Annotated in this window: 20 protein-coding genes; 7 read left to right on the top strand and 13 right to left on the bottom strand. The window is 40.2% G+C overall.

The window, feature by feature from the left end:
- Nucleotides 1-88 precede the first annotated feature (88 nt).
- Nucleotides 89-952 carry a metallophosphoesterase gene (locus tag UP17_RS06840; RefSeq protein WP_061462246.1) on the top strand — a complete coding sequence of 288 codons (864 nt, stop codon included), beginning with the start codon at nt 89-91 and terminating at the stop codon, nt 950-952.
- Between the two features lie 170 nt (nt 953-1122).
- Here the strand turns inward: UP17_RS06840 and crcB are convergent, their stop codons facing one another.
- Nucleotides 1123-1485, bottom strand: a complete 363-nt coding sequence (crcB, locus tag UP17_RS06835) for a fluoride efflux transporter CrcB (RefSeq protein ID WP_061462245.1) — start codon at nt 1483-1485, stop codon at nt 1123-1125.
- Complete coding sequence (locus tag UP17_RS06830) at nt 1482-1862, bottom strand: fluoride efflux transporter FluC (RefSeq protein WP_061462244.1); 381 nt, start codon at nt 1860-1862, stop codon at nt 1482-1484. Before UP17_RS06830 ends, crcB begins: the two co-directional genes overlap by 4 nt.
- A gap of 117 nt (nt 1863-1979) precedes the next feature.
- Here UP17_RS06830 and UP17_RS28455 point away from each other — a divergent pair, with 117 nt between their 5' ends.
- Nucleotides 1980-2336, top strand: a complete 357-nt coding sequence (locus tag UP17_RS28455; RefSeq protein ID WP_208857048.1) for a hypothetical protein — start codon at nt 1980-1982, stop codon at nt 2334-2336.
- Nucleotides 2337-2618: 282 nt separating this feature from the next.
- A complete protein-coding gene (locus UP17_RS06820) occupies nt 2619-3125 on the top strand; it encodes a YkyB family protein (protein ID WP_061462243.1) in 507 nt (168 codons plus the stop codon).
- 62 nt (nt 3126-3187) lie between these two features.
- Here UP17_RS06820 and UP17_RS06815 read toward each other — a convergent pair whose 3' ends face one another.
- From UP17_RS06815 to corA, 3 genes are all read right to left on the bottom strand, one after another.
- The gene (locus UP17_RS06815) at nt 3188-4090 is read right to left on the bottom strand and encodes a chemotaxis protein (protein WP_061462242.1); all 903 of its coding nucleotides are present in this window, start codon (nt 4088-4090) and stop codon (nt 3188-3190) included.
- A 244-nt stretch (nt 4091-4334) separates the two neighbouring features.
- A complete protein-coding gene (locus UP17_RS28645) occupies nt 4335-4490 on the bottom strand; it encodes an RDD family protein (RefSeq protein WP_250211769.1) in 156 nt (51 codons plus the stop codon).
- A gap of 335 nt (nt 4491-4825) precedes the next feature.
- Entirely contained in the window at nt 4826-5791 is a 966-nt protein-coding gene (gene corA, locus UP17_RS06805) for a magnesium/cobalt transporter CorA (protein WP_061462240.1), read from the bottom strand.
- 158 nt (nt 5792-5949) lie between these two features.
- Between corA and UP17_RS06800 the strand changes: the two genes are divergently transcribed.
- A complete protein-coding gene (locus tag UP17_RS06800) occupies nt 5950-7092 on the top strand; it encodes an aminotransferase A (protein WP_061462239.1) in 1143 nt (380 codons plus the stop codon).
- Between the two features lie 102 nt (nt 7093-7194).
- Here UP17_RS06800 and UP17_RS06795 read toward each other — a convergent pair whose 3' ends face one another.
- The 7 genes from UP17_RS06795 to UP17_RS06765 form a co-directional block, all read right to left on the bottom strand.
- Complete coding sequence (locus UP17_RS06795; protein ID WP_061462238.1) at nt 7195-7560, bottom strand: hypothetical protein; 366 nt, start codon at nt 7558-7560, stop codon at nt 7195-7197.
- 65 nt (nt 7561-7625) lie between these two features.
- Nucleotides 7626-8528 (bottom strand): NAD(P)-dependent oxidoreductase, encoded by a 903-nt coding sequence (locus tag UP17_RS06790; protein ID WP_284149563.1) that lies wholly within the window; start codon nt 8526-8528, stop codon nt 7626-7628.
- Nucleotides 8529-8534: 6 nt separating this feature from the next.
- Nucleotides 8535-9320, bottom strand: coding sequence for an SDR family oxidoreductase (locus UP17_RS06785; RefSeq protein WP_061462237.1), 786 nt, complete (start codon nt 9318-9320; stop codon nt 8535-8537).
- Between the two features lie 317 nt (nt 9321-9637).
- Entirely contained in the window at nt 9638-11356 is a 1719-nt protein-coding gene (gene ptsP, locus UP17_RS06780) for a phosphoenolpyruvate--protein phosphotransferase (RefSeq protein WP_061462236.1), read from the bottom strand.
- Nucleotides 11356-11622, bottom strand: a complete 267-nt coding sequence (locus UP17_RS06775) for a phosphocarrier protein HPr (RefSeq protein WP_061462235.1) — start codon at nt 11620-11622, stop codon at nt 11356-11358. The genes ptsP and UP17_RS06775 overlap by 1 nt, the downstream gene beginning before the upstream one ends.
- Before the next feature lie 208 nt (nt 11623-11830).
- Nucleotides 11831-12616, bottom strand: coding sequence for an ABC transporter permease (locus UP17_RS06770; RefSeq protein ID WP_061462234.1), 786 nt, complete (start codon nt 12614-12616; stop codon nt 11831-11833).
- Nucleotides 12616-13248, bottom strand: a complete 633-nt coding sequence (locus UP17_RS06765) for an ABC transporter ATP-binding protein (protein ID WP_250211767.1) — start codon at nt 13246-13248, stop codon at nt 12616-12618. Before UP17_RS06765 ends, UP17_RS06770 begins: the two co-directional genes overlap by 1 nt.
- A 185-nt stretch (nt 13249-13433) precedes the next feature.
- On the opposite strand from UP17_RS06765, the gene UP17_RS06760 reads away from it, so the two are divergent.
- Both UP17_RS06760 and UP17_RS06755 read left to right on the top strand, forming a co-directional pair.
- Nucleotides 13434-14258 carry a thermonuclease family protein gene (locus tag UP17_RS06760; protein ID WP_081108985.1) on the top strand — a complete coding sequence of 275 codons (825 nt, stop codon included), beginning with the start codon at nt 13434-13436 and terminating at the stop codon, nt 14256-14258.
- Between the two features lie 636 nt (nt 14259-14894).
- A complete protein-coding gene (locus UP17_RS06755; RefSeq protein WP_061462232.1) occupies nt 14895-15389 on the top strand; it encodes a sigma-70 family RNA polymerase sigma factor in 495 nt (164 codons plus the stop codon).
- A 44-nt stretch (nt 15390-15433) separates the two neighbouring features.
- Here the strand turns inward: UP17_RS06755 and UP17_RS06750 are convergent, their stop codons facing one another.
- Nucleotides 15434-15628 (bottom strand): hypothetical protein, encoded by a 195-nt coding sequence (locus UP17_RS06750; RefSeq protein WP_061462231.1) that lies wholly within the window; start codon nt 15626-15628, stop codon nt 15434-15436.
- Between the two features lie 446 nt (nt 15629-16074).
- On the opposite strand from UP17_RS06750, the gene UP17_RS26160 reads away from it, so the two are divergent.
- On the top strand, nt 16075-16251 hold the full coding sequence (locus UP17_RS26160) for a YkvS family protein (protein WP_064505160.1): 177 nt from the start codon (nt 16075-16077) through the stop codon (nt 16249-16251).
- Nucleotides 16252-16332: the final 81 nt, after the last annotated feature.

Here is a 16332-nt window from a genome sequence, read left to right as displayed (position 1 = left end):
GTGCGTACAGAAGATATTTTCTTCATTTTATGAATATTGTTTGTTAGTATGAGGAAGTAACATTTTTATATTAGATAGGTTGATTAATTTGAATAAACCCATATCCAGAAGAACATTTTTAAAAAAAAGCCTTGGTACATTGGCTACCTTAACCGGTTTAGGTATTGGCGGCAGCTATTATGCCCATAATTTGGAGCCGAAATGGTTAGAAACCAAGCATAAAATCATTCGACATCCCCTTATCCCTGAAGGTTTCCATGGCATGAAAATGGTCCAATTCAGTGATACTCATTTAGGTTTTCAATTTCAGCTTAAAGATTTACAAGCAATTGTCAATAAGATAAACCAACTCGACCCGGATGTTATTTTATTTACCGGAGATTTAATGGACCAGCCTAATAAATACAAGGCTCAACAGAAAATCCCTCCTGTTTTGAATCAGCTCAAAGCGCCGCTTGGAAAATTCAGCATCTATGGCAACCATGATCATGGGGGATATGGCTCGGAAATTTACAGCGATATCATGAATAAATCTCATTTTACCATGCTGCAAAATACCTCGACTAAGATTACCTTATTAACGGCAGAAGAAATATTCATTGCCGGGGTTGATGATGCTATGCTTGGAAAACCGGATTTTGAAAAAGCCCTTTCAGGCATTCCAGAAGAAGTGTTCACCATTATGCTTTCGCATGCTCCTGACCTTGCCGACATATCAAGGACTTACGACATCCAGTATCAAATAAGCGGTCACAGTCATGGGGGCCAAGTACAAATTCCCTTTGCCGGAGCACTTGTAACTCCCCCATACGCTGAAAAGTACCGAGAAGGCACGTATGAAATCGATTCGTTAACGTTACATGTTAATAGAGGGCTTGGCACTACCCGGCTCCCTTATCGTTTTCTTTCGCGTCCTGAGTTGACGGTTTACGAATTCCAAGCCGAAAAATGATAAGAAAAGAACACAGGGGAAAACCGCCAGACTTATTAACAAAACCTGTGCGACTAAAACAACTTGTTCCATAAATCATTTGTAATGTATTCTTATGAATTATAGCATTAGATGTATATCTGAGAAAACCAGGTTTTTTTTACCAGCAAACATAGGTAAGCGGCATAAAGTCATAACATGCTTAAGTAGCCACACAGGAAAGTTCCGATACAACCTATAACCGACACCGTTATATAGATAAGACTATCTATATAACGGTGTTTTCTAATAAGTTCTAGTGTTTCCATACTGAACGTGGAAAAGGTCGTAAAAGCTCCTAAGAAACCTATTGTAATGAAAACTTGTAAAGATAAAGCCCAGCTTTCTTTCTGTGGAAATGCCATTCCTAAACCGAAAGATCCTATAAGGTTAATCAGTAAAATACTAATGGGTAATGAGGCACCTGGCAATAGCCTATTAAAAATAATCTGTAAGACATATCTAGAGGATGCTCCAAAAAAGCCTCCTATAAAAACTGAAAAAAATTCTATCATAAGGTCTCACCTCTCCTTATATTAGAAAGGCACAGTCCGAGGAAACCGGCGACCAAACCAAATAAAAGCGTGGACACAAGATACAGTCCTGCAAATGGCAGAGAAGTCTGTAATAGATTCACCATTTCTTGGGAAAACGTGGACATCGTGGTGAAACCGCCGCAAAACCCGCTTCCCAGAGCCAAAAAAACATACGATTTCTTTTTTGAGGCAAAATAGCCACTTATCATGCCAAGTAAAAAGCTGCCTACTATATTTATTAAGAGGGTTCCAAACGGGAAGAAGGAATGGGCAGTGGTCAAGATTACGCAATAACGCAATAACGCTCCCGCTGCTCCTCCGAAACCGACGGCAATAAAGCTTTTTAACCGATCCATTACAGTCACCCCAAATTTTTCTCACAAGTAGATTCATTATAACAGATTAAGATGAAACAGGCTCTTTTCTAAAAAAAATCCATACTATGTAAAGAATTAGAGAAAAGGAGGCTAATTATGCAAGTACAGCATTTTCCTTACTACCACTATCCACAAACCCTGATGCTACAGAACGAATATAGAAATGCATATGGGAATGAATATGGACCTGAATATTGGAATGACGAGCGCTTCTTTCCTTTCTTTCCTCTATTGGCGCCTGTAGCTTTTGTTGCAGGATTGGCAATTGGACCGTTGCTATTCAATAACCGTCCACCAGTCTACGCTCCATATCCTCCCCCATTTCCACCCGCTTACCCTCCTTATCCTGCTTACCCTGCTTACCCTGCTTATCAAGGTTTTCAGGGCTACCAGCAACAACAATTCGGCGCACAGGCTGGAGTATCCGAAAATATCAATATATACACTAGATAAGGATTGGACAGAAGGCGTCATTAAACGCCTTCTTTTTCTAAGCTTAAAAGGCATCCGATTGAATTTTACTTCCTTATATATTTTGAAGTGGTATAATATGAAATGCATAGATGGTAAAGTGTTGGGAAATGATTGTCATAGCCTAGATATGTACATGCATTAATTTTTAACTATTTCTTGCCTTATTGGCACACGTCTATATTTCACCCATTATAAAAACAGGTTTTTATTGAAGGAGTCTGCAATGCCCTTCTAACCTTATTAAGAAAAGGAGTTTCCATAATGAACCAAACGAAAGGACATTCTGAAAGGGATGAGTTTTCGATTAACTCCCTTGCCCAAGCCGTGTTTATTGTTAATAAGCACGCAAAAACTGCGTTGGAGCCTAAAAATTTGTATAATTTGAAACGGCTCGCATTAAGCAAGCTTATGCAAGAAGGAAAAGCGAAGAAGATTGGACTTCATTTCTCTGATAACCCTCGCTTTGCAGCACAACAATCCGACGTGATTGTCGAATGCGGATCATATGTTTTTCATCTGCCTCCCACTAAGGAAGATTTGAAAAAACTACCCCACCTCGGCAGCCGGGCAGCATCCATACGTAATCCTAAAGCTGCGTTGTCATTATCCAAGGCCAAACAAATCCTGCAATCTTACGTTGGACAAGCAGGTGAAAAACAACCGACCCCAACCAATACCGAGAAAAGGGCTTACGGGCGCGGGTCGGTCAAGCAACCTTTTCACAATCCATTCCCATCCTCCTTTTTAGGAAAAGGTTCCAAGTATTAAGTAAGAATTCCGGATAAATCAAACGGGCCGTGAGGTAATGCCTCATCGGCCCGTTTTCACATTTATAATATAAACCTGTCTATCAATTTTATTAGCTCAGCAATTTCGGGTTTGCTGATTTGGGCGTCAGCCCCTACGACCTGCCCTTTATGACGCAGGCTGTCCGTAATCAAGGAAGAGAAAATAATCACCGGCAATACTGCGAGTTCACCGCTTTCCTTTATTCTTTTAGTCAAATGATGACCATCCATTTGGGGCATCTCAATATCGGTAATCACAAGTTGCACTTCTTTTTCGGCCTTTCCTGAATCAATCAAATTCTCCAGATAATTAATTGCATCAAGTCCATTTTCATAAAACTCCAAGTACTTGAATCCAGCTTCCGTCAATGTATCTAAAAGCAGCTTTCTCAGTAATGGAGAATCTTCTGCAATCAGGATTTTCTTATCTGAGTTTTGTCGGCTACCAAGCTTTTTAACCTGCTGAATGTTTATTCCCGATTCCGGATTGATTTCGACCACTATTTTTTCAAAATCGAGTAACAGTACCATTTCGCTTTTTAATTTTATTACTCCGATAATCTGACTTTCAAGCCCTTGATACATATCCGAAGGCTTCTCTATTTGAGACCAGGAAATACGATGGATCTGTGTTACAGTGTGAACATGGAAAACCACTTTTTGCTGATTGAATTCAGCGAATATGAATTTATCCTGCTCAGGGGTTTCAGATGGCGGAAATCCTAAAGCATCCGCTACATTCACAACCGGCAGGACTTCTTCGCGAAGCTCAATGATCCCCTCCACATTTGGATGGGAATGAGGTACAAGCGTGATAGGAACAGGATTAATGATTTCTTTCACCTTAATTACGTTAATGCCGAATTTATTTTTACCGATGCCGAATTCCACTATCTCCAGCTCATTTGTACCACTTTCCAGTAATATCCCTTTATTAGTTTCCATTTCATCTCGCCCTTCTCTTACTTTTTATAATTCCCTAAATCTTTTAACCAGCATAAAAATCCTGCTTGTCAGTTACATGGACCTATCATGTTTTTTTATCATCAACACATACCTAATAATTCGGTTAATTTTGTCTTTTGTTTAGCGCAATGATAAAAAAGGATCAAGATGTGTTTATCTATTAAGGCCAAACAAAAAAGGGACCCATACAGGTCCCCTTTTTACCAAGCTCATTTTTTTACCATTACCATTCCGCAATCATATCGTGAAGTGCCTGTTTCTTCGACGTAAACGCTGCCATGATATAACCAATATAAATGATCATACCTGATAGGATCGTTGCAAAATAACGCCCTGCAGCCCTTCCAAACCCGATTCGTTCTCCATATAAATCCGTCACTTTAATATTCAGGAGTATTTTACCGACACTCCCTTACCATATAGAGGAATATAACACTATAATAAAGAAAGCTAAGCATGGGTAAAAATAAAGGATCCATTGTCTTTTCCTCTAATTCCATGGCTCCACTCAAAAAAAATACTCATAAAAACCGATAAGATTCCAGTAGGGTTTCCTATTATAATTCCATCAATGATATTCGCGCCAAAGCGTAACCAGCCCGCTTTCATCTGGACTGTCAACAGCCAAAACTTCCATTTCAACACCTAGCACTCATAAATTCGGTATTTTTCCCATCATATAACTAACAGGTCAGTTGGGTATTTTTAGCTCTCTCATGACCTTTTCCTTGGATTGAGCCAACCTTTTTTAACAAAGTATAAAAACATCATCAAGGCAATTCCGCCCATCATTCCAAGGATGATGAAATAGCCATAGTGCCAATTCAATTCCGGCATATACTTAAAATTCATCCCATATACGCCTACTATGAAGGTCAGCGGCATGAAAATGGTAGTGATTACAGTCAATGTCATCATCGTTGAATTCATATTATTAGAGTTCACCGACAAATAACTATCCCGGATATCGGAGGAGAAATCCCGATAAGATTCCAGCATTTCAGTTAATTTAAGAAGATGATCATACACATCATTAAAATATAGGTGCTGGTCTTTTAAGTAATTCAGCCGCTCTGATGAAATCATCCTGTACAATAAATCACGCATCGGTAATATGGTACGACGGAGCCTGGACATATCCGTACGTAAATCGAATAGCTGATCCATCAAATCGTTTATCGTTTCATTTTCAGTATTGTCCTCAATGCTACCCAACTCGCCTTCTATTTTATAGACGGGAGGGAAAAATTCATCAACAATCCTGTCAATTATCCTGTGCATCAAGAAAAAGGGACCATGCTTCAACATTTTATTGTCAGAAATCTCTTCCCAGACCTTTTCAAGTTCAAGCATTTCTTCCTTATGAAAAGTGACTATCCATTTTTCTCCAACGAACATATCCAATTCAACCGCCCTAAAGATCTTTTGCCTGAGAGCATGTATTACAAGAAATTGGTAGTCCTCATAAAAATCCATTTTGGGACGTTGGTTAAAATCATCCAGGCAGTCTTCAATTGCCAGCGGATGAAAGTGAAAATGACTGGATAAAAGTTTGATTTCATTGTTTGTGGGATTGGAAAAATCCACCCAATACCACTCGATATCCGGATTATTCATTTCTGATAGAGGTAAACCGAAACTGATTTCTTGGTTATTAGTAATTGCACAAGTCCTTATCATTTGTATCAACCCTCAAAATTTTCTTATCATTCATTATACCTTTAATTCAATAATCTCAAAAAGTATTTCTCCCCCATCCAAACTAAATGATAAAATAGAATGAATCTGTCAAACATAGTACATAATCTCATGAAGTATGAAAAGGGAGGATATTCATCATGGAACATTTAATAAACCCTTTAGTAAAAGACGTTCAAATATCAGGGATCCGTAAATTCTACAATATGGTCGCTGATATCGAAGGCACCATTTCCTTAACGATAGGACAGCCTGACTTTCCCACTCCAATGCATATAAAAGAAGCGGCAAAAAAAGCCGTCGATAATGATTATACTGTATATACTCACAATGCCGGTTATTTGGAATTAAGGGAAGCTGCCTCTGAATATATAAAGGATAAATACAAGCTTGGTTATGATCCAGCGAATGAAGTCATCGTGACCTCAGGTGCCAGCGAGGGCATTGACATTACCTTTCGAACGATTCTCATTCCAGGGAACGAAGTCATATTACCAGGGCCGGTATATCCAGGATACGAACCTATCATCAAAATGTGCGGTGCAACACCCATTTACGCCGATACAACAAAAAATGGATTTCGTTTGACTGCAGATATAATTGAAAAGTACATAACTGATCAAACTCGTTGCATCGTTCTTCCATATCCATCGAATCCGACTGGTGTAACATTGTCTGCCGAAGAATTATTGGACATTGCCGAACTTGTAAAGGGCAAGGACATCTTCATATTGGCTGATGAGATATACAGTGAACTTGTATTTGATCAGGAACATGTATCGATTGCCACTTTCTTAAAAGAACAAACCATCGTCCTGAACGGTTTATCCAAGTCCCATTCCATGACCGGGTGGAGAATAGGCCTTCTATTTGCGCCGGTAGCCATCTCTCAGCATATTCTGAAGGTCCATCAATACAATGTGACTTGTGCCTCCTCCATATCGCAGAGAGCTGCCTTGGCTGCATTGACGGCAGGTAAGGATGATGCCATTCCCATGAAGACCGAGTATGCACGGAGACGGGATTACGTATACAGTAGATTAGAAGCGATGAAACTGGAAATAGTCAAACCAAATGGTGCCTTTTACTTCTTTATAAAGCTACCTGAGGGCTATACCTCTTCCATTGACTTTTGCCTCGATCTTGTCAAACAGGAAAGAGTGGCGGTAGTCCCTGGTGACGCTTTCTCTCCACTTGGGGAAGGGTACTTTAGGATTTCCTATGCCTATTCCATGGAAACATTGGAAAAGGCTTTGGACCGTATAGAAGCATTTTTATCTTGAGCGACTCGGACAAAAAAAGTGGCCTTCAATGGAATGATTGAGGGCCACTTTCCTATTCTCAAAGATTTCAGGCTACTGATTGTTTTTCACCAGGCCGGACAACTAATACAATCTCCGTAAAAAACGAATTTCCCGATATCCTTCTTCTTTATTTGTCGTGGTAAGGCTCACTTCAACGATGGAACCGAGTAAGTCAGCCATCACTTCTTCAAATTCCTTTGCGGAGCGCGGCTTAGAAAGACCTAAACTTTTCAACTCGCGCATCAGGATCTGGAAACCGGCATTCGTTTCGATATGACTGAATTTCACCGGCAAGATTAGCGGACTTTCATTCATTAATTTCAGATCCCAACGAATGGGCTTTGTTTGGTGAATGGTCTTTTCGCGTTTATAACCTTCAATCCTGACAATATATCGACCATCTTCTAATTCTTGGAATTTCATGTTGATATCATCGAATTCGCCCATATCGATCGCTCCTTTTTATAAAGGCTGTCGCTATCAGCTTATTCATGAAAAAGAAATGCTAGCACTTAATTATAGTGTTTATATAATGCCTGGGTACCGCTATTTTCCTCGCCAGCTTCTGCCAGCCCCTCATATAGGGATTTGCTCAGGCTTAATCCAGGAGCCTCCATTCCCATTCTTTCCGCTTCGTCAAGTGCAATCTTCATATCCTTAATAAAATGCTTGATATAAAAACCTGGTTCAAAATCCCCTTTGACCATTCGCGGCACAAGGTTGGACAGTGACCAGCTACCGGCAGAACCCGATGATATGCTTCTTAGAACCCGGTCTGGATCCAATCCCGCCTTTTTGGCATAAGAAATCGCTTCAGTTACTCCGATCATATTAGATGCAATGGCGATTTGATTGCACATTTTCGTATGCTGTCCTGACCCAGCTGGGCCTTGATGTACAACATTGCTGCCAATAATATCAAAAATGGGCCGAACCGCGTCAAATGCCTCACTATCCCCGCCCACCATTATCGTAAGCTTCGCATCACGAGCACCGATGTCTCCTCCGGAAACCGGTGCATCCAATGATTGCATTCCTCTTTTCTTGGCTTCCTCTGATATTCTCATGGCCAAGGATGGAGTGGAGGTCGTCATATCGATTAAATGGGTTCCTTTTTTCCCATTCTCGATAAGCCCATTTTCTCCAAAATAAATTTCTTCCACATCGCTAGGGTATCCTACCATGGAAATGATCACATTAGCTAACTGTGCTATTTCCTTAGGTGAAGATGCCCACTTCGCGCCCTGTGAAAGCAATTCACTTGCCTTCTCTTTCGTCCTGGTATAAACAAATACCTCAAACCCTGCCTTTAGTAGATTTACGGCCATGCTTTTTCCCATAACTCCTAAACCTATGAATCCGATAACTTCGTTTGATTTCGTCACTGCAAATTCCTCCCAATCATTTTGTTTCAAAAAACCTTAAATGGACTTTATCATTCCCCCGTCAACCAAATAGGACTGGCCGGTTAAATATGTATTCGCACCTGAAACAAGGAAAGTAACGAACTTAGCAAATTCCTCGGGTTCCCCGTAACGGGCAAGAGGGATTTTATTTATGGATTGTTCAGTTATTTTCTCGGGAGTGACGCCTTGTTTCTCTGCATTCATTTTATCAAGGTGCTGAATGCGGTCTGTTGCAATTCTTCCAGGACCAACTGTATTGATCAAAATCCCGTCTGGAGCTAACTCGGAAGCAAGCGTCTTTGACAATCCCACGATTGCGGTGCGGAATGTATTCGATAATATCAATCCTGGAATAGGCTCCTTAATGGATGAAGATGCAATATTAACAATTTTTCCGCCCTGTTTTTTTAGATGCGGCAAGCTCTCACGGATCGTCCTGATGAAGCTTAATAAATTAAGTTCAAAAGATTGTTGCCATTCTTCATCATTGAAATCTGAAAATGAACCACCGGGAGGACCTCCGGCGTTATTAATAAGAATGTCGATACCGCCGAACTCCTCAGCTGTTCGCTCAACAAGGCTTTTAATATCTTCAGCTTTTGTTATATCCGTTGCCATATAAGCCACTTTACCCGCCCCAAGCTGTGATAATTCCCTTTGGACGGCGGCAAGCTTTTCTCCATCACGGCTGGCTATCATGACATTTGCTCCTTCTTTAACCAGTTCAGCTGCCATCGCCTTCCCCAAACCTTGGCTTGAAGCTAAAATCAAAGCATTTTTCTTTTTCAAATGTAGTTCCATATACTATCAATCCTCCATTTTCGATAAATAAATTATAATTCCATTATATCGTCATAATCGAAAAGTGAAAAATTTGAATAATCATTCCCGTGTTTTTTTATTTCCTTTGGAAAAACTCAAAAAAACTGCCGGTTGGATTAACCAACCGGCGACAAAGGGGGAAATGAGAATGTCAGCTGCCCTAATAGAGACAAACAACTGTGCTTGCTTCTTATTTACCCCCATTTTGTTGCAATAAACATTCTTTCTAAAAAGATTTAAGAAAAATTACAGGACAGCACCCCAACCGAAGGGGATGGGGTGCCGTTTGTCATTATTTATTGCTTCAAAGCGTTAATTACCGCTTCTTTCACTTTATCATTCGTATCCAGCACTAAAACTTCTTGAGATAGTTTTTTCATCTCTTCAAGTGAAAGTTGGCTGATTAATGAACGTGCTTTTAAAATAGAAGTGGCACTCATTGAGAATTCATCAAGGCCCATTCCGATCAAGATCGGGATGGCCACTTCATCTCCAGCCATCTCACCGCACATTCCGGCCCATTTCCCTTCTTTATGAGCTGCATCTATAACCATTTTAACCAGGCGTAAAATCGCTGGATTATATGGTTGGTATAAATAAGATACTCTCTCATTCATTCGGTCAGCGGCCATCGTATACTGAATCAAGTCATTGGTGCCTATGCTGAAGAAATCGACTTCCTTAGCAAATATATCAGCCATTACTGCAGTTGAAGGGATTTCAACCATAATTCCGACTTCAATTTTTTCAGCAACTTGAACACCATTATCAAGCAATCCCTGTCTGACTTCAGCCAAGACGGCTTTTGCTTCGCGGAATTCGCCTAGTGTCGCAATCATTGGGAACATGATTTTCAAATTTCCGTAGATGCTTGCACGAAGCAGGGCACGAAGCTGTGTCCGGAAAATCTCCTGCTCATTTAAGCAGAGGCGAATCGCTCGGTATCCAAGGAAAGGATTCATTTCCTTAGGAAGCTCTAAATACGGCAACTCCTTGTCTCCGCCTATGTCAAGCGTTCTGACGACTACAGACTTTCCTGACATTCCTTCCAGCACCGCTTTGTATGCCTCGAACTGTTCTTCTTCACTTGGAAAGTCATTTCTGCCCATATAAAGAAATTCCGTACGGTATAACCCGATGCCTTCACCGCCATTTTGATGAACGCCTTCTAGATCTTTCGGCGTACCAATATTTGCAGCCAATTCCACATGATGTCCATCTTTTGTAACCGTTTGTTCATGGACCAGTTTCGCCCACTCAGCCTTTTGCAAAGCATAGGCTTCCTGGTCCTCTTCGTAGCGTTTTACGAGTTCAGGAGTAGGGTTGATGTGCACTTCACCTTTTAACCCGTCAATAATGACCAAGTCACCATTTTCGATGGACGAGGTTACTGACTTTGTCCCAACGACTGCTGGAATTTCCAATGAACGCGCCATTATGGCTGAATGGGATGTACGTCCACCGATATCGGTCGTAAAACCTTTGACGTAAGCCGGATTCAACTGTGCTGTATCTGATGGAGTCAAATCCTCCGCAATGATGATCACTTCTTCAGCAATCATGCTTGGATTTGGAATATGAACACCTAAAAGATGTGACAATACCCGTTTGGTGACGTCTCGGATATCTGCTGCACGTTCCTTCATGTATTCATTATCCATTTGTTCAAACATCGTAATGAACATGCTTGCGGTTTCATTTAAGGAGAACTCAGCGTTAACGTTTTCTGATTGTATTTTATCCTGAATTGGAGTTATAAGTTCCGGATCAGCCAAAACAAGCAGGTGCGCGTCAAAAATAGCGGCCTTATCGGCCCCTAAGTCCTTTTCGGCTTTATCCCTGATTATCTCCAATTCAACTGTTGACTTTTGAATAGCATCCTTAAAACGGGATATTTCGGCCCCGACATCTTCTATGCTTCTTTTTTCAATCGATAGATCTGGCTCAGTCAGCCGGTAGGCTTTAGCGATGGCTATTCCGTTTGAAGCTGCTATTCCACTAATCAAAGTGGACATTATTCTGCTAATCCTTCTCTGTTCAATGTTTCAGCAAGTGTGTTCAGTGCATCATTTTCATCGCTTCCTTCAGCAGAAATCGTAATCTCTGCCCCTTTGCCAATTCCTAGTGACATTACACCCATAATGGACTTAAGGTTCACTTTTTTCTCTTTATAAGAAAGGTTTATTTCTGAATCGAATTTTCCTGCAGCTTGTACAAGCAATGTAGCCGGACGAGCATGAATTCCTGTTTCTGCAGTTACTGTAAATGTTTTTTCTACCATATAAATCAATCTCCTTTAAGATAAATTAACAAAATTAGGTTATGTAAGGGATTTTCTCTATCCAATCAGGAAAGAAATGAAAAAACCCTTTTCCTTATCAGAATAGCATTATCATTCCCAACAAACAAACCAAAACTATCTGGTACCTAAAAAATAGTACAAAAATATAGATAGAACTGCAACTATTACTTTTCAGATTCTTCAATGATTAAATGGACAGCTGTGCATTTTTGGTGAAAAAAGCTCTGAAACTCAGCATAATGAAAAGGACAACTGTTAATGAAACACTCCCGAGAATCCCAATAAGTATGGCAATCTGGTATTCAATTGCGATGAGCGGGCTTATCCCCGACAGGATTTGCCCTGTCATCATTCCGGGAAGGAAAATAATCCCCATTCCGAGCATATTGTTCAAAGTTGGGAGTACTGCCGAATCGAATGCAGCATCCACATATTTCTTCACGGCCCTCGCTGGTGTCGCTCCAAGCATTAACATCGCTTCTACCTTTTCGCGATTACTGCTAATCCCATCATGGAGGTTTTTAAGCGCTAATGTCACTCCAGTCATCGCATTCCCCACGATCATCCCTGCTATTGGAATGAAATACCTTGGCTCATACCAAGGCGTGAAATGGATCACGACCAGATTAAAATAAAACAGGGCGGCCATGGGACCTGTCAACATACTTAGGATAACCGTCCTTTTGATTTTCTCATTAAGCGTATAGGGCACTTGCTTAAAAATATTATGGATGGAGAACAGAGCCATTGCACATAGAAACCCTATAGAAAGTAAAGGGTGGGGATTTTCAAAGATATATGTCAAAACGTAACCGGCAAGAATGAGTTGGACCGTCATCCGTATCGTGGCTAGAATGATTTGCTTTTCCCTTGAAATCCCTCGCCATTTCACGATAATGAGCAGAACTACAACAAAGAAGTAGGCCGCACAAAGACGCCAGAACTCAATATCTATTATCCCATTCCCCTCCATTAATAGTCACTCCCCTTCACCTTTTTCAGAACGATCATCTTTTCAGCACAGATGTCCGCAAGTTGTTTTGAATGCGTTATCATGATGACCGTTCCTTTTTCCCGTTTTACTTCTTCTAAAAATCGGCTCATGATCCTCAGTTCGGTTTCCTCATCAAGAGCTGCTGTCGGCTCATCCAGTAAATACACTTCGGGCTTCAATAAAAGTAACCTCGCCAGTGCGAGCCTCTGTTTCTCCCCGCCAGAAAGATTCTCCGTTCCCTCGTTTAATGATTTCTGTAACTCGACGGTTTCAAGCGCCTTCACCAATTCGGATTTATCCTTTTTTTTCCGTTCTGTCAATTCCAGGCCCAGCTGGAGATTTTCTTCAATCGTTCCGGGTAAAGTGAACGATGTCTGAGACAGCATTGTGACTTTACGCCGGAGCTCTATCGGGTTGAATTTATCCAGCAACTGATCTTGATAATAGATCGAACCGCTATCCGGGTCATCCATCCTGTTCAATAATCGGAGCAATGAGGTTTTTCCTGCTCCGCTTTCCCCAGTCAAACAAGTAACCACACAAGCGGATATTTTCAACTCATCAATATGCAGAATCCCTTTATACCTAATATTTTCAAGCCTAAACATCATTTTTCACGCCTGCCTCTCATATACCACCCTATCATTATAAGAAACTATCATGATAGGGAGTAGCGATCCATGTAAAAATTTTTATGATTTTTCATTTTCTTTCCCTTTTTTATAGGTTAGTATTATTCCTGCCGAATATATCCATGACGGACATGGAAAACACCTTTAAAATGGAGGAACTTATCATGAACAAAAATTCCTTTTTACATTCTTATCTGTATGTTTTTTTCCTTACTGCCATTTGCCTGATCTCTTTGTCTGGCTGCCAGGCCGCATCAGATAACCTGATTAATGGATCCAAACAGGATGATTCGTTGGTAAATGAAGACATCCAATCCAAAACGGATTCTTCCAAAGAAGAAAAAGGCAAGACATTCACAGCCAAGATCGTCAGGGTTGTTGACGGAGATACAGTAAAAATCAAAATGACTAACGGAAATGAAGAAACGGTCAGGCTTCTTTTGGTAGATACCCCGGAAACCGTGCACCCTTCCAAGCCCGTTCAGCCTTTTGGACCTGAAGCAAGCAAGTTCACCAAGGATTTAATGCCTGCTGGTTCTAAAGTGGAAGTAGAAACTGGCATTGGTGAAAGAGATAAATACGGCCGGCTGCTTGCCTATTTTTATGTTGATGGAAAAATGGTGAATAAGCTCCTGCTTGAAAAAGGACTGGCCAGGGTAGCCTATGTTTATGCACCGAACACTAAATATCTTGATGAATTTGAAGATATTCAGAAACAAGCCCAAAAAGACGAAATCGGTATATGGTCGATTGAAAACTATGCAACTTCAAGAGGGTTTGATGATTCGAAGTCCGGGGATAAATCAGAGGAAAAAACCACTGTGAACTCATCTTGCAGTAACCCAAAAATTAAAGGCAATATAAATTCTAAAGGCAATAAAATATATCACATTCCTTCGGGCCAATATTACGAAATAACTAAACCAGAAGAAATGTTTTGTACCGAACATGACGCACAGGATGCTGGATTCCGAAAATCGCAGAGGTAACAAAAATAATGGTTTTATCAATATGCCTACTTTGGAAATTGCAATAGAAATGTTCAGGGGGATACATAATGAAATACAACAGGAATGAAGCTTGTCAGCTTTTCTCCCCCACTTCCTGGTTTTTTTCAAAATAATAAAAGTGCCCAATATAGATAATGAAAGCCGAAATGGGACATGCCCGTTCTCGATATCAGCCTCCCTGAAGTAACCCAGTGTTATCTTGAGCTCCATGTAAACGGAGACTTTGAGCTATTGCTGCCGTTTATACTAAATGATCCTTGCGAGGAAAAGTATCTGTAAAAGAAAAGCACATCGTCTTCATATGAATATAGGTTTAACTTGAACGAATATGAAAACGAGAAGGAGTCACCATTAAAGAACTTAAAGTCTTTCGAAGAAGAATTGGCACATCCACTATCAGGATGTGTTTTTCTTTTGGTCTTCCCCACGCTCAAAACACTTTCAATACTCCCGAATCTCCCTTTTCCTTTCAATTTAGTTTCTGGTTCACGCCCGATAACCCACTTTTCATCCCATACATTTTTCCGTTATGCCATTTCGCAATAGCCGAACGGATCATTTATCGTAGAAGCACCCGGGAATACTGAAAGTGCACTTTCTAAAGGTAGCTGCTCAATGGATGATTTCTCAGCTCTAAAGACTGAATTCACCCCTATGATCCATCATATTATCCGTTCACTTTCCATCTATAAAAATAAGGACGAATATTTTCAGGTAGGATTGATTGCTTTATGGGATTCATTTAGAAGTTTCAATGAGGAATACGGACAATTCTCTAACTATGCCTACACAGTAATCAAAGGCAAAATCCTGAACGAATTGAAGCATCATCATAAATATGAAGCCCACAGCAAGCCATTTGATTCCACCATACTAGAGATTAAAGATCCTTTTTCAATGCATGAAGAGGCCTTCGCCATCGAAAGCATCTTACACTATACTGAAGGCTTGACATTGAATCAGCAACGCTGGCTTTTGCAAACCTACCTGAAGAATAAAACAGTGACTGAAATTGCTGAGTTATATCAAGTCACTACAGCATCTGTAAAATCGTGGAGAAAGTCCACTTTAATTAAATTAAGGAAGCAAATGATTTTCCACTGTAAATAATAATAGGGTGGCCCAGTCATGAGCCACCCCAATATATCCGGGCATTAACTTCTCGCTTCTTCTAAATACGTATAAATTATCACACCGTTATGTTGAGCATTCCCCCGAAAATGTTTAAAGTCGTCCCTTTTTACAAGAACCTCACGAAAAGCTAAAAATTCTTCCTTTGTTATCCTGAATTCATCCATTTCCCGATTTGCCAGTTTATCTAGTACATCTTTTGCTTCTTCAGCATTCATAATATTATCCTCCTTAATTATCAAATGTTCTATCCATATTCATACAGGAGAAATTCCGTTTCCATTTTATCATAAACATGCCGCTTAATATAAATCGGAATTTTTTAAGGCCCTCTTGCTACATTATTCTTTACGAATGCTTTAAAATAGTGCAAACTGTATAGTAAAATATCATAATGTAAAATGTTTGGCATTTTTTGTACATAGGATTACATACTGGTATGCATAACTGTGCTCTCAAGATATACCAAATTATGCCACATCATTACAGCTGCTCCATACAAGAATTGCACCTCCTTTAACAGTTTAGCTTACTGTACCGACAGAAGAGAATCTAATTCTCTTACTTGCACTCCCCACGTCAATATCTAAACGGCAAGATGTTCGAATAATCCAATTACTCCATAGTTTGATCATTGGAAACGAAATGGGAAAGGATGATTACCATGAAGAAAGCGGAAGTTGGAAATATCATTGAATTTAGAGAAGGCTTAAAAGGAATCGTCGAGAAAGTGAACGAGAACTCAGTAATCGTGGACGTCACGTATATGGAAAATTATCGTGATTTGGAACTTGAACAGAAGACCGTCGTCAACCATAAAAATTATAAAATCATAGGATAAGTCAATGTAAACAAACGGGATGGTTTCTTAATGACCATTCCGTTTTCACTTTTTAGAAGCATGCCAATTCATTCTCCTGCT

The organism is Peribacillus simplex, assembly GCF_001578185.1.
Lineage (GTDB): Bacteria > Bacillota > Bacilli > Bacillales > DSM-1321 > Peribacillus > Peribacillus simplex_A.
Note: the sequence above shows the minus strand (reverse complement) of the source record. Positions and strands in the feature narration are given on the sequence as shown.